Origin of the sequence: Streptomyces solicamelliae, assembly GCF_045348655.1 — a bacterium.
GTDB lineage: Bacteria > Actinomycetota > Actinomycetes > Streptomycetales > Streptomycetaceae > Streptomyces > Streptomyces solicamelliae.
The window spans coordinates 73712-92468 of sequence record NZ_CP160404.1; the positions used below are offsets into that span (position 1 = coordinate 73712).

The 18757-nt window shown below is 68.7% G+C and carries 14 protein-coding genes and 4 pseudogenes; 14 read left to right on the forward strand and 4 right to left on the reverse strand.

All coding sequences use genetic code 11. The annotated features are described in order from the left end of the window. Positions 1-107 precede the first annotated feature (107 nt). Together ABZO31_RS00360 and ABZO31_RS00365 are read left to right on the forward strand one after the other, a co-directional pair. On the forward strand, positions 108-419 hold the full coding sequence (locus tag ABZO31_RS00360) for an SCP2 sterol-binding domain-containing protein (RefSeq protein ID WP_406858775.1): 312 nt from the start codon (positions 108-110) through the stop codon (positions 417-419). 896 nt (positions 420-1315) lie between these two features. After that, positions 1316-2134, forward strand: a pseudogene (locus ABZO31_RS00365) (IS5 family transposase). A gap of 1542 nt (positions 2135-3676) precedes the next feature. On the opposite strand, the gene ABZO31_RS00370 reads toward ABZO31_RS00365, so the two are convergent. Beyond that, the gene (locus ABZO31_RS00370; RefSeq protein ID WP_406858776.1) at positions 3677-6784 is read right to left on the reverse strand and encodes a hypothetical protein; all 3108 of its coding nucleotides are present in this window, start codon (positions 6782-6784) and stop codon (positions 3677-3679) included. A gap of 457 nt (positions 6785-7241) precedes the next feature. Here ABZO31_RS00370 and ABZO31_RS00375 point away from each other — a divergent pair, with 457 nt between their 5' ends. The 5 genes from ABZO31_RS00375 (at position 7242) to ABZO31_RS00395 (ending at position 11131) form a co-directional block, all read left to right on the forward strand. Continuing rightward, entirely contained in the window at positions 7242-8417 is a 1176-nt protein-coding gene (locus tag ABZO31_RS00375; protein ID WP_406858777.1) for a hypothetical protein, read from the forward strand. Positions 8418-8622: 205 nt separating this feature from the next. Next, positions 8623-8868 (forward strand): hypothetical protein, encoded by a 246-nt coding sequence (locus tag ABZO31_RS00380; RefSeq protein ID WP_406858778.1) that lies wholly within the window; start codon positions 8623-8625, stop codon positions 8866-8868. A 28-nt stretch (positions 8869-8896) separates the two neighbouring features. Then, complete coding sequence (locus tag ABZO31_RS00385; protein ID WP_406858779.1) at positions 8897-10300, forward strand: DUF692 domain-containing protein; 1404 nt, start codon at positions 8897-8899, stop codon at positions 10298-10300. A gap of 149 nt (positions 10301-10449) precedes the next feature. Further along, on the forward strand, positions 10450-10689 hold the full coding sequence (locus ABZO31_RS00390) for a hypothetical protein (RefSeq protein ID WP_406858780.1): 240 nt from the start codon (positions 10450-10452) through the stop codon (positions 10687-10689). A gap of 22 nt (positions 10690-10711) precedes the next feature. After that, positions 10712-11131 carry a hypothetical protein gene (locus ABZO31_RS00395; protein ID WP_406858781.1) on the forward strand — a complete coding sequence of 140 codons (420 nt, stop codon included), beginning with the start codon at positions 10712-10714 and terminating at the stop codon, positions 11129-11131. 235 nt (positions 11132-11366) lie between these two features. Here the strand turns inward: ABZO31_RS00395 and ABZO31_RS00400 are convergent. Further along, a pseudogene (locus ABZO31_RS00400) lies at positions 11367-11520 on the reverse strand (HNH endonuclease); the annotation flags it as partial. A gap of 135 nt (positions 11521-11655) precedes the next feature. Here ABZO31_RS00400 and ABZO31_RS00405 point away from each other — a divergent pair. Together ABZO31_RS00405 and ABZO31_RS00410 are read left to right on the forward strand one after the other, a co-directional pair. Further along, a complete protein-coding gene (locus ABZO31_RS00405; RefSeq protein ID WP_406858782.1) occupies positions 11656-13869 on the forward strand; it encodes a HEAT repeat domain-containing protein in 2214 nt (737 codons plus the stop codon). Positions 13870-14001: 132 nt separating this feature from the next. Beyond that, positions 14002-14276, forward strand: a pseudogene (locus ABZO31_RS00410) (transposase); the annotation flags it as partial. A 62-nt stretch (positions 14277-14338) separates the two neighbouring features. Here ABZO31_RS00410 and ABZO31_RS00415 read toward each other — a convergent pair. Continuing rightward, positions 14339-14788, reverse strand: coding sequence for an SRPBCC family protein (locus tag ABZO31_RS00415; protein WP_406858783.1), 450 nt, complete (start codon positions 14786-14788; stop codon positions 14339-14341). Positions 14789-15061: 273 nt separating this feature from the next. Between ABZO31_RS00415 and ABZO31_RS00420 the strand changes: the two are divergent. The 5 genes and pseudogenes from ABZO31_RS00420 to ABZO31_RS00440 form a co-directional block, all read left to right on the forward strand. Continuing rightward, a pseudogene (locus ABZO31_RS00420) lies at positions 15062-15310 on the forward strand (site-specific integrase); the annotation flags it as partial. Positions 15311-15508: 198 nt separating this feature from the next. Then, positions 15509-16390, forward strand: coding sequence for a sigma-70 family RNA polymerase sigma factor (locus ABZO31_RS00425; RefSeq protein WP_406858784.1), 882 nt, complete (start codon positions 15509-15511; stop codon positions 16388-16390). Between the two features lie 93 nt (positions 16391-16483). Beyond that, positions 16484-16954, forward strand: coding sequence for a carboxymuconolactone decarboxylase family protein (locus ABZO31_RS00430; protein WP_406858785.1), 471 nt, complete (start codon positions 16484-16486; stop codon positions 16952-16954). Positions 16955-17048: 94 nt separating this feature from the next. Continuing rightward, the gene (locus ABZO31_RS00435; RefSeq protein WP_406858786.1) at positions 17049-17435 is read left to right on the forward strand and encodes a DoxX family protein; all 387 of its coding nucleotides are present in this window, start codon (positions 17049-17051) and stop codon (positions 17433-17435) included. A gap of 113 nt (positions 17436-17548) precedes the next feature. Continuing rightward, positions 17549-18076: a hypothetical protein gene (locus ABZO31_RS00440; protein ID WP_406858787.1), complete on the forward strand. Its 528-nt coding sequence runs from the start codon at positions 17549-17551 to the stop codon at positions 18074-18076. A gap of 418 nt (positions 18077-18494) precedes the next feature. Here ABZO31_RS00440 and ABZO31_RS00445 read toward each other — a convergent pair whose 3' ends face one another. Continuing rightward, positions 18495-18746, reverse strand: coding sequence for a hypothetical protein (locus tag ABZO31_RS00445; protein WP_406858788.1), 252 nt, complete (start codon positions 18744-18746; stop codon positions 18495-18497). Positions 18747-18757: the final 11 nt, after the last annotated feature.

Consider the following 18757-nt stretch of genomic DNA (forward strand, 5'->3'; position numbering starts at 1 on the left):
CCGAAGACCTCCGAGACGTCACCGAAATTGACCACGCGCAAGGGAGCTGCAGTGGCCGACGCAACGACGAAGGAGATCATCGACACGATCTCGCGGTAGCTCGCCCGGTGCACCGACGACGAGATCGCGGCGGTGCGCAAGAAGTTCAACTGTGTAATGCGTCTGGACATCGCGGAATCCGGTGGTACCTCCTCCTACGTCCTGGATCTCAAGAGCCAGTGCACTGCCGGGCCGCTCACCCAGCAGTCCCCGAACCGCATGTCACCGCCGGCCTTTCCGATGAGGACTTCGTGCGGCTCGTGCGCGGCGCGGAGAGCCACCAAAGGCTCTTCATGAAGGGCCGGCTGAAGGTGCAGGGAAACATGATGCTGCTCGACCACATCACCAGCCTTGGCACCCTCCTGGATGCCGCTGAATGACGGCGCGGCCCCGGGGCGGGCCTCGGCCGTCGCCACCTGCTCCGGGTTGACGCCTCCAACCGCCGACTATCGGTCCCCTGGCGCCTCGTTGCCTGCGCCGGTTCCCGCTCCAGCAACGGCGCCTTCGACCTCAGCGCGTACCGGGCCAGAGCGGCCATCCGGTTCGGCGGGATCTGCGACAGCCTCAGCCGCCCGAGGCGGTACGCCATCTCGTCCACCCGCTCCAACGCGCGGGCGAACGCCTTGCCCATCGTCCACATCGGCGTCCGGCGCCGGCCTCATGGTCGGCGCACGTTCCGCCACCGGTACCACTCTCGTGATCGTCGGGGCCGTCGGCGCCCTGTTCAATCGCCGCCGGCACCTCCGACAGCCGTGGCCGCCGTGGGCCCGGCAGCCGTCGAGCCACCCGCCCAGACATCCACACACCGCCGCAGTCAGCCGCACCCCCTCCACCCTCACCCTGTCCGATGCCGTGCCTGTCGTCTCCACCGCTCGCTGGTCTCTATGCTCGCCCTTCATTTCGTCGTCCGTTCTCCGTGTGTGCTCCCCTCCTCCGCGCTGCTCTCCTCTGTTCTGCTCTCTGCTCTTACTCCTCCTCAACCGCCGGCCTCTGGTCCCCCCTTCGCACGTGATGATGCTTGGCCAACTAGCCCTGTAGAGAGGTAGTCGGCGCGCGTGGAGGCTCGGAGTTCCCGCCCTGAGCTGGAGTTTTACGCCTCTCGAATCCTGTCTGCGGCGCAACCCAGGATGGGACCTAGGGCGCGACCCGTGGCGTGACCCAGGGCGTGACCTGACCACGCCAGGGAGAACGATGCACCAGGCCCCCAGGCAACCAGCCGCAAGGCACGGCGCAATAAGACCGTGTCCTATGTGGTGAGCCGGTCTTTGAGTCCATCATGGGGCGGGGTATGTGGAGTTGGATTGTTCCGGACGGGTTGTGGGAGATCGCCGAGCCGCTGATCCCGCAGTCGAAGACGCGTCCGCAGGGCAGGGGGAACGCAGGACACGCCTGATGAGACGCTGTTTGCCGCGATCATCTGCGGGCTGGTCAGCGGCTGTTCCTGGCGGGTGTTGCCACCGTGCTTCGGCATATCGAAGTCGACCGCGCACCGCCGGTTCCTGATCTGGTCCCGGGTAGGTGTGTGGGGCCGGCTCCACGAGGCGATCCTGCACCGCCTCGACGACGCCAGCCTGCTTGACCTCTCCCGAGCGGTCCTCGGCTCCGCCCACGTGAGGGCGAAAAAGGGGGCGAACTCACAGGTCCGAGTCCCGTGGACCGGGGCAAGCCGGGTTCCAAGATGCACGTCCTGTCGGACGCGAACGGACTGCCCCTCGTCGTCGGGGTCTCCGCGGCAAACACCCACGACAGCCTCGCGCTGAAGCCCATGGTCGCGGGTCACCAAATGAGACACGACCCCTACAACGGGCGCCACTTCAAACCTCAGCGTCTGCACGCCGACAAGCCCTACGACGTTCCTCACTTGCGGAAATGGCTACGTGGCAAACGCATCGGCGTCCGGATCGCCCGCAAGGGCATCGAGTCCAGCGAACGTCTCGGCCGCCGAAGGTGGGTGATTGAGCGGACGATGTGGTGGCTGACCGGCTACCGCAGACTCAACCACCGCTACGAACGCCATCCCCACAACTACCTCGCCTTTCTCGGGCTCGCCGCAACCCTGTGCTGCTACAAACGCCTCGTCCGGCTCACCACATAGGACACGGTCTTACAACACTCAGGAACGCCTATCGGATCGCTGCTGGGGTACCAGTTTCAGAGGCGAGTCGCAGACCGCAGCGAACGCCGCGGCGCCGTTCTTGCGTTCACCAGCGCCGCTAACGAGTTCTTACGTAACCAACACGACTGGTGGTGGCGTAAGCATGAGGATCAAGGCGGCCCGGCGCACGTCGCAGCCAGAACGGAAGCTTCAGACTGCGCGGCCCAATCTTCCATGCCGTCCACCAACTAAACCTTCTCGTGCCGGATGACAGCCTGCACTCACAGGCAGAGCGCACCACCGAAATGATTCACGCCCTTCACCGAACGACCGAGGAACTGCAAGCGCTGACGGCAGATGCCCGGGCGAGCCTCAACGCCTTGGTCGGGCAAGCCTCTGGGCAGATGAGGTGAACGGCACCCTGAGTGTCATCGAGAGTGATCGCCGGGGCCGTATCGGCTCCAGGTTCCTCCGGCTTCGGTGACCAGGGGGGTGGCTGTCTTGTCGTGGAAGCCGAGTGCCTTTGCAATGACGGGTGCCGGGGCCAGGAGGACGAGCCGGCGGATCCCGGAGGTCCTGCCTCGCTGTGGCGGGACACCGATATCGCGGAGGTGGTCCTGGAGGCTGCCCGGGTTCATCGGCTGCCCCTGGTTGGCGGCCGGGGAAGGGCCATCGGGAGCTTCTGGAGCCGGCGTAGGGCAGGTCCTGACGGGCGCGGACGTAGGCCCGCATCAAGGCGGCGACGGGCTCCGGGAGCGGAGACAGTGGATGTCCCAGGCTGGCGGTGAGGTTGATGCCGTCGTCGGTGACGTCGTCGCTGGTGAGGCGAACGATGCGGCTGACGGGCTGGGCATAGAGGAGAACGAAGGCGGCACCGACCCGGCTCCGCAGCGGCAAGGAGTCGTCGTTGAGGGTCCGCCGGATCATAGGATTCGGCGGTGCTGGTGCAGCGGCGCCTGGTTCTGGGCGATGACCTGGGGTGCCCTGATACTCCTCGTCCACACAGCCAACTCCGCGCCGACAAGATCCTTCAGCAGAACATGGACGACGTGCGCGACCGACTCCAGGGCCGCACCGGCGCCGAACTCCGCTGGCGCATCACCGCCGCCTGCTGGATCGCGCGAGAGCGAGGAGTGGCGTAACGCAGGGCATACTTTGCGGCTGGTGTCTGAGCTAGGTGTGCTCGGCCTCGTCAGGAGATCCCTCAGCGATCACGACGCACTCAGCAGGGTTCAGTACATCGCGGAGACGCGCTGTGGTCGGAGCCGTCCTCATCCATGCCCATCGTTCCCTTGCAGATCACGTCCGCGAGGATATCGGCGCCGTTCCGGTGGCGGCCCGCTGCGATGGCGCTTGTCAGCCCGTGCTGCGGCGTTCGGCGCCCGCCCTCGCCGGAGGCCCGCATCCGCGGGGGATGCGGGCCTCGTGGGACAGGCGGGCCTGGTGAGCGGCGTCTGGGCTATGCCCGGTCTCCGCCGGTGAACCGTCCGGTCGTCCGACCGCGTGGATCCGAGAGGTGCCGGTGCGGTCCGGGTGGGCCGTTCACGACTGCACCACCCTGATGACGTCGCAACCGAAGAAGCGGAAGGTCCGCCCGGTGGCTCCGTCGGTGAACGATCCCTTCGCACAGGCCTCGGTGTCCGGCCGCTGGAGACCGGAGGTCGCCGAGGCGAAGTGGAGCATCATGTCCAGGTCTCTGTCCCTGACCCGCTCGACCAGGGTAGTGGTGCGCTCGACCACGTTCTCGATGTGGCCCATGTTGTGTGCTTCCGTGCTGCCGCCCGTGCCGCCGTAGACGGCGGTGCGGGGGCCGAAGCGAACCGTCAGGGGTTGGATGGTGGTGGCGTTGAAGTCCAGTGGGAGCGCGTATTCGCCGGCCCTGGTGGTGAGGACGCCGACGGGGACGGTGTCGGCGGGGATGTTGACGGAGTTCGGGTTGGCCCCCGGCTTGATGTTGATGGCGACCGGCACGACGCAGTCGAGGGTGAACTCGGCCGGCCGGTGGTTGTTCGCTTCGACGGGGTCGGAGTCGTCCGGTCGAGCCGGCGTGATGGAAGCGGTGAAACGGTAGGTGTGGAATCCGGGCTGGGAGCAGCCGATGGTGAAGACGCTGTCGAAGGACTGCGGCGTCCCGGTCGCGAGTGCGGAGATGGTCCGCGTCGACGAGGAGGGCACGACCGTGGCGCCCGGGTCGGCCGTGGCGGCGGTGGCCAGTACGGCGTCCATCGGGCTGGACGGCCCGTTGTTCGCCACGGTGCCGTGCAGCGTGACGTCGAGGGTCTGCCCGATGATCACCTGAGTGGGCGGTGTGGTGGGGGCGAAGGACGGGACGGCGAGGTCGGCGATGGCGACCACCCTGGTGTCGGTAGCGGCGGTGTCGTTGTCCGCCACCGGGTCGGGGCCCATGAGGTTGTCCACCACCGCCCGGTTGGTGAGGGTGACCGGGCCGCCGGCGTTGTACACGAGATCCGCCGGCACATGGGCGGTGATCGTGACGGTGCGGGAGGCTCCGGGCAGGAGGTCGCCGACGCCGCAGGTCACCGTCGCACCGGACGCGTGGCATGCCGCGTCGTCGCTGACGTAGGAGACCTGCGACGGCAGGGTGTCGACCAGGGTCACCGCGGCGGCCGGCCTGAAGCCGTGATTGGTGACGACGGCGGTGTAGACGATGTCCCTGCCGGCCGCGACGGGGTCGGGGTTGTCGGTGACGGTAACGCCGACGTCGGTGGTGTTCGCCTCCTCGTGCATGGCGAGGAGTTCGCTGTAGGTGGGGACGTCTGCGGTCTCCCGGTTGATTGCGGCGTCCGCGGACTCGCCGAACTGACGGAACGGCAATGAGACGGAGGTCCAGTCGTCAGAGCCCGACATCGTCTCGTTGGTGGAGCTGTTGGTGCACTTGCTGGGACCGCGCAGGCCGGCGTCGTTGATGTTCGTGGGGAGCACCGGGCCGGTCCTGTCGCCGTCACCGTCCCAGTCCGGGCTGATGTCGAGGTCGTTCGGGACCTTCATGCCCTTGCGGTTGGTGAATTGGAACCGGTTCACGGAGTCGGTCGCGTCGAGGATGGTCGGTTCGGTGAGGGCGTCTTCCCGGAGCTCGGGCAGCGGGGCGCGTCCGCGCTCGCCGTCGGTGGTCCTGGGCGGCGAGTAGTCGAGGATGGCGCCGCCGCCGACACGGGGGATGCCGATCTGATGGTCGTAGTTCAGGACGCTCACGTAGTTCGGCTTGCAGTTGGGTTCTTCCTCGTGCCCGCCGTGACGCAGGTTCAGGTTGTGCCCGAGCTCATGCATGATCGTGCCGGCCTCGGGGCTGAAGACGGCGAAGTCGTTGCCCCCGAGCTCGCCCTGGCCACCGACCTGATCCGGGCATGTGGCCACACCAGGCAGCTCGAGGAGCTGCCCGTAATGGAAGACCTTGCGCCGGTTCCCGTCGAACTTAGAGGCCTTGGTGGCGTAGAAGGCAGCGTCGAGGCCGCACGCACCGCGAGCGAGGATGTCCCCGCCATCACCGAGGTCGTCGCCGACGAGGCAGTCGGTGTCGTCTTCGTCGGTGATGCCGTCGCCGTCGTTGTCCATGTTGTCCGTGCAGTTGGTCGGCTGCGGGTTCTCGACGCTCGCGTCGAGGTAGTCGACCGGCACGCGGGGAGGAGGCCCCTGCCTGTTGCACGTGGGATCGTTGCCGTCCTTCAGCCCGTCCCCACCGTTGTCGATCCCGTCGGAGCAGGTGCCGACGGGCCCGCCCTCACGGCCCATCGGGTCGACCAGGTTGCCGGTGTCGACATGGAGATTGATGCCCGGTACGCCGTCGGGGTTCGGGGGTGCGTCCACACCGACACCGCCGTTGTCGGCCCGCCTGCTCGACGCGGCTGAGCCTGCATCGGGCGGCGCCGCGGCGTACGCCTTCTTCATCGCCTGGATGCCCGCGCGGGTGGGCTCGCGCCCCGCCTGCCAGTCCAGCTCGACGAAGACGTCCTTGTGGTCGGCTTTGGCTCCCATCGCAGGCAGGTCCACATCGATGTCGCCGTCGCCGTCTGCGTTGTACCCGTTGCGCTCCCAGCCGTCGAGCAGTCCGTCGCCGTCCGCATCACCTCTCGTGGAGGTCGTGCTGACATCGAAGCAGACCTGGACGGAGGGTCCGTCGTCCTCGCTCCCCTCGTCGCCGTCGCCCGACGAACAGGACTGCGGCCAGTTCACGTCGTCGGTCTTGTCAGCACCGGCGTCGCGCCACTTACCGTCGGCGTAGGAGACGGTGAAGTCGAGGTTGTTGTCGTCGTCGTGCGGGCTGGCGTCGCCCAGGTCGTCGCCCGAGGTGTTGTCGTAGTCCCAGATCTGGATCCCGACGGGGACATCCTCGAGGGTGTCGGGCAGCTCCGTGGAGATGACCCAGTCCGGGTCGACGCCGGAGACGTTGTCGACCCGGGGCGTGCTGTGCTCGACCCCGTTGATGAACACCTTCGCGTAGAAGTCGGGGTGGCCCTCCAACGCGGCTTCGAGCCCCTCGGACGAGCACGGATCGACGCACCCGATGTGGGTGATGGTGACGGAGAACGGTCGGGTGCCCGCGGCCTGGGCTTGAGCCGGCAGAAAAGCCGGCAGAAGAGCCAGTCCCGCCATGGCGGCGATGGCGCGCAGCCGCTTCCCGGTTCGTCTCATAGAAGTCCCTCTCTTCGCGGGGGCGCTGAGCCCCGGGAACGCAAAGACAGCGATCCGCCGCACGGGAACGAGACCGGCACGCCGACCGCGCGCGACAGTGTGCCGGTCCGTGCTCTGCGAACTCCGAATCGGCGACGGCGAGTCCGGGCGGAGGCGTGAACTGATCGTTTCTTCAGCAGGTTCGCTCCGCCGGTGGAGTGAAACGACCTGCGTGGAAACCTCCGCCAGTGCACCGAGGTCGGCAGATTGATCCAGGCCAGGGGGCGACGACGCCCGCGGAGAACCCGGCCGAGCGAGCCCGTGCTGAACGTTTCACGGGCCCGGCTTCCCACCTCGATCGGCGGGCGGAGGCATCACCCCTGGTAGGCCGCGGTCGGATTGCGGGCCAGAGCGGCGGAGCGGTGCTGGGCAAGGCCGCGTCGGCAGCGCGAGGGCGCTGGAACATGGGAGAAGGATCATGGGTGACTTCATCGTGAACACGTCCGTCGTCGGGGGCCAGTCGCAGCCCTGCGCCGACGCGCTGAACAGCAACGCCCTGTTCACGGCGCTCTGGGCGGACGACTCGGACGCCGGCATCAAGGGGCAGCGGGTCGACGCCGCAGGAGCGAAGGTCGGTACGGAGTTCCTTGCAAGCGAGGCGACCCCACTCAACGACAATACGAACCGACAGTGGCCCTTCCTGGACTCCGTCGGCATGAACACCTTCGCGGCGTGGATCGAGCAACCCTTCAACCTGCCCCCGCCGACCCCCGTCGTGGTGCTGCGGCGGTTCTTCAACGGGCAGCCCTCCGGCCCGCACGTCCAGGTCAGTACCGACTCCATCGACGCCCAGTTCCCGCCGACGGTCACCCGTATGGTCGACGGCGGCTGCCTGGTCACCTGGACGGGCGCCGGGGAGCAGAAGCGCATCCGCGCGCAGCGATTCTCTCCCGAGGGGCAGAAGACGGGCCCCGAGATCGCCGTGAACACCACCGCGGCCTTCCACCGCAACGCCGCCGTGACGCTGCTGAGCAACGGGGACTACGTCGTCGCCTGGACGAACGGCGAGCCGGTGGGCGGCGGCGGGCTCGTCTACCGCGTGTTCGAATTCGACGGCACACCCCGGACCGGCGAGATGCGTCCCAACGTCAGTGGCTTCACGGGGCGGAGCGCGCTGACGGCCCTCGACAACGGGCGCTTCGTCGCCGCACACATCAAGTCGACGGTACAGAGCGACCTCGGCGTCCTGCAGACCACCGCCGTGGCCAGTGTCATCGACCCGGCGGGAAACGGAAGCGTCCTCCTCAGTGCCTCCGCAGGCTCGCCCAAGCACTTCCACCGGACCTCTCCGGCGCTGACGGCGCTGCCGGGCGGTCGCTTCGTCCTCGCCTGGGTAGAGAAGAGCGCGGACACCTTCCAAACCGTTCCGACCGTGATGGCACAGCTCTGCTCGGACACCGAGCTCGAGATCGGGCCCCGGGTCCAGGCCAGCTCCGGCACCAACGGCAATCGCTTCCACCTGAGCGCCGCGGCCGTGTTCGGCAACGGCAATCCGGGCAGCGTGTTCCTGTCGTGGGCGGACATGGCGGACGGCGGCGACACCACCGTCCGCGGCAGCGTCCTCACCGCCGGCCCCGGCGGGCTGTCCTCGTAGAGGCCGGTGCAGAGGGCGGTGCACTCCCCCGCCGGCCGAACACGACTTCGTGAGAACCGGTGTCGGGCTCGGCTCCGGCGGGTCACCCGGGTGCCCGTGCGCGCCTCCTCGTGGGGTGTCGGGGCGTCCCTGCATGATGCTGCGCGGCCGTCCAGCCGACGAGGGCGGCCGCGCAGGAAACACCTAGTCCGAGAGGAAGACTCGTATGCCGAACAACCCGATGGCTGGACCGCTGCCGGACCCGTGGCTGGCGGCGATCAATGTCACGGTGCCGATGTCCGTGGCCAACGACCTGGACAAGATGCACGGTGTGATCAAGGACGTGATGACGCAGCTGGGGTGCCCCACGTGTCACTCCGGGCGGGACCTCCGCATCACCATCGCCCGCGACTTCGTGGTGAATCCTGAGGGCCAGGTCCAGTCAGTGGTCGCCGGTCCGTTGGCCGGCTGATCCACCGCACGCCATGACGCGGCTTGGGGTGGGGCTCACATACGTACCCGGTCTCGACAGGATCCTCGCTGAGGTTGCCGACCTGCTCGACGTCGTCGAGATCGAACCGCAGAGCCTCTGGCGCGTACGGGGCGATGGCGGGATCCAGGTCGACGAGGACGTGTTGGGACGGCTTTCGGATCTGCCCGGAGCGCGGCTGTTGCACGGGGTCGGCAACCCGGTGGGCGGCTGCTGCCTGCCCGACCCGCGGCACACGCAGCTCTTCGGCGAGCTTGCCGGGAGACTGCGCTCGCCGTGGGTCAGCGAGCACTTGGCCTTCAACCGGGCAGCCGACCGGACCGGGTCGTTCCACACCGGGTTCATGCTGCCGCCCTGTCAGACGGCGGCGGGCGCCCACGCGGCCGCCCGGTCCGTCCGCGCCATGGCCGATGCGCTTCCGGTGCCCCTCGCCGTGGAGATCGGCGCGAACTATCTCCGGCCGCGGCCAGGCGACCTGTCCGACGGCGCGTTCGTCCGGCGGGTCGCCGAGGAGAGCGGCTGCGGTCTGCTCCTGGATCTGCACAACGTCCTGGCCAACGAACGCAACGGCCGCGGCAACGTGGACGATCTGCTGGCCGGCCTGCCCCTCGACCGGGTGTGGGAGGTGCACCTGGCGGGCGGCTTCGAGTACCGCGGGTACTGGCTGGATGCCCACTCCGGGCTCCCCGACGACGACCTGCTCGCGCTCGCCGACCGGGTCCTGCCCCGGCTGCCGGCTCTGCGCGCGGTCCTGTTCGAGGTGACGCCGTCGGCCGTACCGGGTCTCGATGCGGGCGCGGTCCGCGAACTTCTCGTGGCGGTGAAGGAGATGTGGCCCCAGCCAGCCCCTCTTCCCCCGCTGTCGCCGCCGCACACGATGGCGGTACCCCACGCAGCAGGCGAGGTGACGACCGCTCCCTGCGACTGGGAGCTGGCGCTCGGCAGCCTGGCCGTCGGCCGCGATCCCGGAACCACACCGCTGGCCCGGGAGCTGGCAGCCGACCCGGCAATCGGGCTGCTCCGGGGCCTCGTCGCCGAGTTCAGGGGCAGCGCACTCACGGGCACGCTCCGGTACACGATGCGGCTGCTGTTCCTGACGCTGGGCCCGGACGGTGTGGGCGAGCTGCTCGGTGCCTACATGCGAGCCTGCCCGCCGCGCCTCTTCGCCTCCGAGGAGGCCTTCGCGTTCGCGGACCACCTGCTGGAGGCGCGGCCGCGCGTACCGTGGCTGTCGGACGTCGTCGAGCTCGACCGCGGCCTTCTCCGTGCGCGACTGGACGGCTCGCCCTGCACCGTGGGGCTCCGCACCGATCCCACCGCGCTGATGACGGATCTGGGAGCCGGGCGGCTACCGGTGGCGCCGCAGCGCGGCCACTTCCGGGTCCGTCTCGTCGACGACCTCGCACCTGCCTGATGGAGGAGCGGGCGCTGCGAGGGCCTGGGCGCGCGGGCCGGGGCTTGGGCCACCCGTACACGGCTGTTTCCACGCCACCCAAGGCGTCGCACCGGCGCCCCGGACCGCCCCATCGAGCGGGCGAGCTCGTTCCCGGCCCGGGTCGTACGATGATCGGCGTCACCGTTCGCCGCTCCCTCGGAACCGGACCGGAGAATCCCGCCCACATCCGTGCCGCCCAGGCGGACCTCCTCGACGCGCTCCCCGGCGTCCGCCTCCCCGACCTCGACGAGCTGCGCAACCCCGGCGTGCTCGGCACCCAGCGCGCAGCGCCGCCGAGTACCCGCCGCGCTCTCGGCTCCGGCGGCCGTACCGATGCCGCTCCGGCCTACGCCGTGTACCGGAAGTGAACCGTGTGCATAGAGTGTCGGCATGTCACTCGGTCACATAGTCCTCTCGTCCGGTCGTTCGATCCGGCTCACCGAGCTACGGATGTCTTCGACCTACGGGGGGATGCTGGAGGGCTACCCGTGCAAGCGCATCAACGACCTGAAGGTCAGTTGGCTCCAGCGGCAGGCCGAACGCGCGTTTCCTTCCACGCCGGTCCATCTTGTTCCGCCCTCCCGCGAGTACCCGGATGAGACCGCTGGCGCCTTCGGTCCCGTTGAGGTGCTGCCCTCAGTGTTCTGCGTCGGTGTCTTCGACTCCTCGGCGCTCGACTCGGCAAGGGATGGTTCCACCCTCGTCGTCGCCTGGTTCCAGCCGGCACCGGAGGTACCGGCGGGTGAGGATGCCGATCTTGCGCTTCGCAGCGTTCGTTGGGAAGAGCTGGCCCAGGACTACGAGCTGTAGCGACGTGTGCTGATCACAGCCACTCGTTGATGGTCGCGACAAGGGAAGTGGCTCCAAAAGGGGGCCCGAGCTTGTCGTAGCGGGTGGCCACGCCTCGGTGGCGCTGGAGTCGGTTGATTCCGCACTCGACCGCGTGACGCTTGCGGTAGTCGATCGAGTCGAAATGCGGTGGTCGGCCACCGTGAGAGCCTCGCTTCCGGCGGCAGCGTGCCTGGTCGGCCTCGTCCGGGATGGTGTGCGCGTCGGGCAGCGGCGGGATCCACTGGGCCGGGTCCTGGTCGGCCTTCGAGCGGTTGCTGCCGGGCGGTGACCGCCACCCAGCTCGTGTGGGCGTCCTGGTCGTTGGCGTACGCCTCCCGCAGCGTGTGGGTCCAGGCGGAGGCGCCAGTCGGCAGGTTGCGTCATTCGAAATGAGCGGTATTCCCTCGGGGCGGCGTCCACGTGTTGGCTCTGTGCTTGTCGTGGGACGAGCGTTGTGGTCAGGGCTGTCGGGCGTGTCAGTGCCGCCCGGCATAGTGCTGTTCATGATCGACGACGTGGAATGCATCGACTGGGCAGCCATGGGGCATGCCTACGGGCCGGCCGGGGACATTCCCGTGTGGTTGCGGGACATGGCCTCGCCCGACCCCGAGGTCCGGAAGAAGGCTTTCAGCAGCTTCTACAGCTCAGTGCACCACCAGGGGGATGTGTATCCGTGCACGGTAGCCAGCCTGCCGTTCCTGTTCGCCATGGCCGACGACCGTGCCACGCCCGACCGTGCATCGGTGGTCGCGCTACTGCTCAGCATCGGCCGTGAAGCCGTCGATCGCGCGGACTTCCACGGCGACGGCATCGTCTACGGCCCCGACGGTGAGGAGTCGACGGCCTGGACGGACGCCACAGCCGTGATGCGCGAGCGCGGTGAAACGTTCGTCGCCTACGCCTGTGATGCGGATCCACGAGTGCGCGGGGCGGCAGTCGAGGGCCTGGGGCTCTTCCTGGACGATGCCGAACGGGCGGTGGCGCTCCTGCGGGACCGTCTCTTGGAAGAGAGCGGGATCCTTGAGCGTGTGCTGGTGGTGCGGACGATGGCCGACCTGGCGCTCCGTCTGCCTGCGGTCGCTGCGCCGGCGCGGACGTGGCTGGACGCGTTGGCCGACAGCGGTACGGCCGATCCGGACACCCGTCTGGCGGCGCTTGTCCACCGGGCCCGCTGCGCTCCCGAGTCCATCGACGACCTGACGGTGCCGACCGCGATCGAACTGCTCCGCCAGGTCACACCCGCACCCCCGCCCGAACCGGACCAGGCGCGGGGAGACCGGGGCCCTTCAGGCCCGTGTGTGTGCGAGGACGAGGCAGAACCCGACCCGAACGTCCCCGCACATATCGCGGCCGCTTTCGCCGACCTCGAGCGGCACGGGCGCGTCCACGCCCCCACCACCCCTTTGCTGGTGGCTTTCCACGAAGCTCTGGGCGTGCGCGTCGAGGACCGGACGGCTCTGCTCGCCGAGCAGTTGTGCAGCCCGGACCCGGGCACCCGGTACGACGCCATCGACATGGCACGCGGTCTGATCACTTCCTATCGGGGTGATCACACCCGTCTGGCACGGCTCATCGGCGACTGCCTGCTGCCGGACGACTCCTACACTGCTGCGGCCGCGGCCGAGGCGCTCGGGTCCCTGGCCGCCCTCGCCGAGCCGGCTCGCGAGGCCCTCGCCGTCTACGTCACCGACCAGCGCACCACGCACCGGCCCGATGCGTGGGCGAGTCCGCACCGCGTTCTGCGCCGTGCCCACCAGCAGGCCGTCGTGGCGCTGGCCGGTCTCGGGGACGAGCGGGCGCTGCCCAGTCTGCTGACCGCGCTGGACACCGACACCGACGCCTGGCGCGCCATGAACGTGGTGGGCCACCTGCCCCAGTGCGCCGCGGACCTCACGCCCCGGCTCGTAAGCCGCCTCGCCGACGTCGACCACTCCCGGGAGTGGCCCGATGTCGGCCCAACGACTCTCGCCTCCGCCCTTGCCGCTCTCGGTGATGCGGCGGCTGTGCCCGCACTCGCAGAGACGGTCCAAGCCGCCGTCCGGCACAAGCAATGGCCCACCGTACAGCCGGTCTTGAAGGCGATCGCGTCGTTCGGTACCCGCGCCGCATCCACCCTCGATTCGGTCCGGCCTCTCACCGACGCGAACAACGTCTCTGTCCGCACTGCCGCGGCGGGCGCAGTCTGGGAACTCGAACGCCGCCCCGAGAACGTCATGCCGCTGCTGGAACGCCTCCTCGATGACCACCGGAACTTCGACGCGATCGGCCTCGCCGGCCGGATCGGGCCACCTGCCGCAGCCGTACTACCGCGCCTGCGGCAGATCCTGAACGGGCAGGTCGAGCAGAACGCGCACAACGAGGAGAACGGTTCGGCCGTGCTGAATGACTCGTGGACCCTCGTCCACGTCGCGTCAGCCCTGTGGGACATAGCCGGCACCGACGAGACCGACACCGCCGTGCCAGCGCTCCTGAACGCCTGGAAGTACAACGACTCCACCGCACGCGACGTCGTCGCCTGCCTCAACCGCATGGGACCGGCCGCACACCCCGCACTGCCCCAAATCGAGGCCGCGATGGCACAGCCACGGCGCGGCGGAGATCCCTGGGGATGGGGAGTCACCCGCGACCTGGAGTTCCAGCGCACCTGCCGTGCCGTCCTGACCCGCCTGCGGGACCTCCCGCACCACCCCTCTGCCGGGGGCGAGAAGTTGGCATGACGTCGGCTGTGCAGGGCTCACCGAGCCAGGCCCTGCACACCGGGCGGCTACGCGGCGGGAGTATAGGAGACCGGTCTGCTGCACTCCCGAACTAGAGCGTGTCTCTTTGATCGGTTGGCCAGTTGATCGGATGTGTCCGTCCGCTTTGTGATCACTGGTGCGATGTGGGACCGGATCGAACCGCTGATGCCGGCCGATCCGGTCCGAGGTCGGCGATGGGCCGACCACCCGACCATGGAGGCCATCGCGTGGAAGTACCGCACTGCTCGCCCTGGCGGGACCTACCGGACGAACTCGGCTCGTTCCAGACCGCCCACAAGCGCCTGATCAGGTAGGCCGTGGATGGCAGCTGGGAACGCATCGTCGCCGCAGTTCTGGCAGCAGCCGAGGCTGACGCCGACATCGTCTGAACCGTCTCGGTGGACTCCACCGTCTGTCTCGCGCGGGCAGGAGCGGCGGGTGCGTCGGTTCAGACCCGGCCCCGCCACTCTCCGGTGGCTTCGCCGCGCTCCTCGATGAAGTGCTTGAACCGCCTCAGGTCGCCCTTGACCTGCCGGTCGACGAATCCGAGCTTGTCCCCGATGGTTTCCGCCATCCCCTCGGGGTCGAAGTCCATCATCAGCGTCACCTCGGTGTGGGACGGGTCGATCTTGCGGAACGTCACCAGGCCGGACTGCTCGGTGTCGCCGCCGACGGTCACCCAGGCGACCCGCTTGTCCGGGACCTGCTCAGTGATCTCCGCGTCGAACTCCCGCTCCATCCCGGCGATCTTCGTCACCCAGTGCGTCATCGTGTCCGTGCGCTGCTCGATCCGCTCCACACCGTCCATGAACTCCGGGAACGACTCGAACTGAGTCCACTGGTCATAGGCGGTGCGGACCGGCACGTCGACCTCGATGGACTCCTTGACCTGCGACATGCTCGTACCTCCTGGGCGATCGCGGAAAGGCGGAGGACGTTTCACGGGACACCGGCCCCCGCCGTGGGCATCTCATTGGTGCCCACCCCCACCACGCCTGCCCCACGAGCCTGACGGCACACCACGAAGGAACTGTGTTCCTGCGCCAACTGGACCGCCTCGGTCGCGCTCCCCGCCACCATGGCGAACGAGTCCGCCGGCCCGGAGCGGATCACGCTCATGGACTGTCGAACCCCAGCTTGGCGGCAGCCGTGACCGATGTGAATGATCGCGCTGGCTGGGCTGCCGCGGGGCCCAGCACGCTCTGGCCCGGCTGTACGCGGGCCGGGCACCGGCTGGGATCTGCACGAGTACCGCCACTCCTCCCTGACCCACCTCGGCGAGCAGGGCGCCTCCCTGCTGATGCTGATGGCCAAGTCCCGGCACAAGAAGCCGGAGAACGTCCGCCGCTACTTCAAGCCGTCCCCGGACGCGATCGCCGAGCTCACCAGCCTGCTCACTCCTGGGGACAACCGCCGCTGAACGAGCCCCGGCAGCACACCTGCCGGGCTCAGGACGAGTGCGTCCGCCACAACGCCGACGAGCAGAAGGACGGCGGTGGCACCTGTTGATCACCGGTCGCCGCCGCTGTGCTTCCCTCGGGATGCACACCGAACGGTTACCTCGGTGCCTTCGGAACCGTCATGGCCATGACGGAGTTCGCGCAAGGAAGGTAACGACATGACCGGATCAGGTCCGCACGAAGTACTGGCGGGAGCCTTCGAACTGCAGCGTGAGCGCCTGGTGGCGGTCGCGTACCGGATGCTCGGGTCGCGGGGGGATGCCGAGGACGCGGTGCAGGAGGCGTGGATCCGGCTGGCGCGACAGGACACGGCCGCGATCGACAACCTGGCCGGCTGGCTGACCACCGTGGTCGGCCGGGTCTGCATCGACGTGCTGCGCTCGCGCAAGACCCGGGCCGAGCTGTCGTACGAGGACCGGCTGCCCGAGTTGGTGGTGACCGTGGACGGCGGGGCGGCACCCGAGGACGACGTGGTGCTCGCCGAATCGATCGGGCTGGCCCTGCTGGTGGTGCTCGACACCCTCACGCCCACCGAGCGGCTGGCGTTCGTACTGCATGACATGTTCGCGGTGCCCTTCGCCGAGATCGGCGAGATCATCGGCCGGTCCACCGACGCGACCAAGATGCTCGCCAGCCGGGCCCGCCGGAAGGTGCAGGGCACATCGCTGCCGGAGGAGGAGCCGCGGCGGCAGCGCGCAGTGGTCGGCGCATTTCTTGCCGCGGCGCGGAACGGGGACTTCGAAGGGCTCGTTCAGCTGCTCGATCCGAAGGTGACTTGGCGCACGTACCACCCGCAGGGCGTGATGACCACGGTCGGCGCGGCCGAGGTGGCCGAACCGATCCTGCGCGGCGCCCGGTCTATGACCTCGGTGCTCCCGGTCCTGGTCAACGGCGAGCCCGGGTTCGTGGCTTGGGGTGCGAACGGCAAGGTGCTGGGTGTGGTGGCATGCACCGTGGTCGACGGCCGGATCGTCGAGCTCTTGACCGTGAGCGACCGCAAGCGCCTCGACACCATGGGTCTACCCACGCGACCCGAGTAGCTCACGTCGAGACGTCGAGCGCATGGGGTTGTTACGTCTTGGCGGGGCGCTTCGTCGTAGTGGTGCAAGCAACCGAAGACGAAGGAGACCGAGATGGAAACCCGGATCAACCCCATGCACAACGAGGTCGGGGCGAAGTGGGCCAAGTACATCATCTCGTCGAACAAGGCCATCACCGACTCGGCGCTTCCGAAGGCGGTGCAGGAGCTGGTGAAGATCCGCGCCAGCCAGATCAACGGCTGCGGCGGCTGCCTCGACATGCACACCAAGGACGCCGCAGCCGCCGGCGAGAGCATGGTGCGGATCAACCTGGTCGGGGCATGGCGGGAGACGACCGTCTACACCGACGCGGAGCGGGCGGCGCTGGAACTCACCGAGCAGGGCACGCGCCTAGCCGACTCCAGCGGCGTCACCGATGAGGCGTGGGCGAACGCGGCGAAGCACTACGACGAGGACCAGCTCATGGCCCTGGTGGCCCTGATCTGCGTGATCAACGCCTTCAACCGGCTGAACGTGATCACCCGGACGCCCGGCGGCGAGTACCAGCCCGGACAGTTCGGCTGACGCGGACGTTCCCCCCTCAGGCTCTCAGGCGGACCCGGGACCCCGGGTCCGCCCGCGGCCGCCACCCCCAGACATAGCGCCAAGGACAGGACTCATGAACACCGCACTGTGGATCATCACCGGCCTGCTGACCGCCGTCTACCTGTTCTCCGGCTTCGGGAAGCTGTTCGTCCCACGGGAGAAGATGGCCGCGATGGCCGACGCCACCCGATGGGTCCTCGACTTCAAGCCCGGCACCCTCAAGGCCATCGGAGCACTGGAGATCCTTGGTGCCGTGGGCCTGGTCCTGCCTGCCTTGCTCGGCATCGCGCCGATACTGGTACCGCTGGCGGCCAGTGGCCTGGCCCTGATCATGACCGGCGCCATGATCTTGCGGATCCGCCGTGGCGAGACCAAAGCAGCGCTGGGTGACGGGGCCTACCTTGCCCTGACCGCCTTCGTGGCGATCGGCCGCTTCGCACTGGAACCCCTCACCGGCTGACCGGCCCGTCACCCGGGCGGGCGCCAGCTCCTCAGCCGCTGCCGGCCCCTCGACGGTGGCCAAACTGGACGGCGCCCCGTTGCCGATCCCGGATCGGATCGGATCAGTGGCTGGTGACAGGATCGAGGGGTGCGGGCGAGTCGCTGCTGGTCCACCCGGGCTTCTGGTCGAACTACCTCCTGGCGATGTGCAGCGACGGGGGGTGTGCCGAGCGCCCGGTTCCGGAGTGGTTCGGTGAGGACGGAGCCGATGTCGATGCCCTGTCCGAGGTCCTCTTCAATCCTGATCACTGGCCGGTGTTCAGGGTGCCGGCAGATGACGGCCCCGGAGCCGTGGTGATCTACCGCAATCTGGATGGCGACTACGGCACCGACTACCTCATCACCCATCCAGGAAGAAGCCACGCCGAGCAGATCGCCAGCTGGGACGGAGACTTCTCAGGCGCTGGGCTGACTTGGTCCGAACTGACCCAGATCGCTGACAATCCGTCGCTTGCGGACGAAGGCGTCCAGGACGCAGCCACCCGCCTCCTGCTACTGCTGCCCCTCCTCACCGACCTGGACGTGCAGGAAACAGCATCAGCAAGGCTTATCGCCGCCCTCACCGCAACTGGCACGCCGCAAGACACAGCCCCGTGGTAGAAGGCAAAGAGACCGTCCACGGGCTGAAGCTGCGCGCCCTCGGGAGCCCACCGGGGAAGACCACGCGCGGAAACCTCGTGCACCTGGTGCCGAAGGTGACCGCCGTTCGCCACCAGCCGGTGCAGTTCGACGAGCGGGCCGTAGCCCCTCCACGCTTCTGGATCATTACCCGCGGCGCAGACGGTGACCGCTTCGCCGGAGAGGAGCCCGAACTTCGACGAGGCAGGCCGCCCGCCATCCACCACGGACCCCTGGACCGGCGCATCGCCGGATGCCGTCCCGTCAGCGGGGGCTGTGCGCGCCCTGATTGCGGCGCCACCGCCTCCGACATCGATATGAGTCTTCGGGGTTGGGGGCTTGGACGTGGGCCAGATGGCCGGTGGACGGGGCACCCCCCACCCGGCTGAGAATCCGCAGGTCAGAAGCCTGGAACGTCGGAAGGGTCGTGGTGGCCGCACAGGATACGGAGTTTCTCGAAGCGGTGGTCGTCTGGGTCGCCAATGTGGTCGACGTCGGTGCCGGCCTCGGTGCAGCGTTCGCCGTCGTCGTCCCAGGTGCACTGGTCGCCGTCCCTCTCCAGGGCCTGTGCCCGGAGGGTCTTCCATCCCCGGGGCCTGGGTGAGGTACGCCAGGCCCCGGGGTCTTCTTGCCAGTGGTCGGAGGTAGCCACCAGGGCACCTC

Bases quoted from the DNA above. Each gene is read 5' to 3' on its own strand.
- ABZO31_RS00405 (WP_406858782.1), top strand. From the start codon at position 11,656: ATGATCGACGACGTGGAATGCATCGACTGGGCAGCCATGGGGCATGCC.
- ABZO31_RS00425 (WP_406858784.1), top strand. From the start codon at position 15,509: ATGACCGGATCAGGTCCGCACGAAGTACTGGCGGGAGCCTTCGAACTG.
- ABZO31_RS00390 (WP_406858780.1), top strand. From the start codon at position 10,450: ATGATCGGCGTCACCGTTCGCCGCTCCCTCGGAACCGGACCGGAGAAT.
- ABZO31_RS00395 (WP_406858781.1), top strand. From the start codon at position 10,712: ATGTCACTCGGTCACATAGTCCTCTCGTCCGGTCGTTCGATCCGGCTC.
- ABZO31_RS00415 (WP_406858783.1), bottom strand. From the start codon at position 14,788: ATGTCGCAGGTCAAGGAGTCCATCGAGGTCGACGTGCCGGTCCGCACC.
- ABZO31_RS00375 (WP_406858777.1), top strand. From the start codon at position 7,242: ATGGGTGACTTCATCGTGAACACGTCCGTCGTCGGGGGCCAGTCGCAG.
- ABZO31_RS00370 (WP_406858776.1), bottom strand. From the start codon at position 6,784: ATGAGACGAACCGGGAAGCGGCTGCGCGCCATCGCCGCCATGGCGGGA.
- ABZO31_RS00380 (WP_406858778.1), top strand. From the start codon at position 8,623: ATGCCGAACAACCCGATGGCTGGACCGCTGCCGGACCCGTGGCTGGCG.
- ABZO31_RS00435 (WP_406858786.1), top strand. From the start codon at position 17,049: ATGAACACCGCACTGTGGATCATCACCGGCCTGCTGACCGCCGTCTAC.
- ABZO31_RS00430 (WP_406858785.1), top strand. From the start codon at position 16,484: ATGGAAACCCGGATCAACCCCATGCACAACGAGGTCGGGGCGAAGTGG.